The organism is Gaetbulibacter sp. PBL-D1 (assembly GCF_050509525.1).
GTDB lineage: Bacteria > Bacteroidota > Bacteroidia > Flavobacteriales > Flavobacteriaceae > Gaetbulibacter_B > Gaetbulibacter_B jejuensis.
On record NZ_JBNWKB010000036.1, the window covers coordinates 1 to 740 of the forward strand.

A 740-nucleotide genomic window follows, 5' to 3' on the forward strand; every position below is an offset into this window, starting at 1 on the left:
CCTTGGTTTCCTGATTGATTCCAAATACTACTCCAAGAATTTCCACTATCAGTACTAATTTCTAAATCAAGAGTTCCCATATCAGCAGCTCCATACATATGATATTTAAAACTAAACGTAGCATCAGATAAACTACTTAAGTCAAAACAAGGAGAATTTAATATTGCTCGTTGATTTGGATAATTAGGGCTAGAAGCCTCAACATACACATAGTAAGATCCTTGGAAAGCGCTTGAAGGTCCTGTATTGCTTGATGGTGTTCCATTTGCATCTACTGTCCAATCAACATCATCGCTAGTTGATTGTGTCCATGCACCTAAAGTATTTTCAAACCCTTCGGTATAAGGGAAAGACGAAATTCCTCCTGAACAGCCATCAGGTGCTTCGGTTACAGTAACAGTTCTAGTAACTTCTGCAGCGGCATTACCTGCAGCATCACTAACATTATACGTTACTACATAAGTACCAACAGAACTTGTATTTACCACATCTCCTCCAATAACAATATTTGCTGTAATATCGCCATCAACATTATCAGTAGCAGTAGCTCCTAACTCACTATATGTTGAACCCTCAACTAAATTAATTGCTGAAGCTCCATTAAGTGTTATAACAGGCGCAACTGTATCTGGTCCTGAACCTTGAATCACAACTGTATAATCTTCAACTTCACCATAGGTAAACGACTCACATGCAGTTGGAACTCCATTATATTTCATAGACACACGCATTCTTGTTGA

1 protein-coding gene is annotated in these 740 nt (G+C 38.1%); it reads right to left on the minus strand.

Going from position 1 to position 740, the window contains the following annotated elements; all coding sequences use genetic code 11:
* Window positions 1–740 (minus strand): immunoglobulin-like domain-containing protein (locus ACQ0RB_RS15670; RefSeq protein ID WP_430499631.1); only part of this gene is annotated, 740 nt, incomplete at both ends.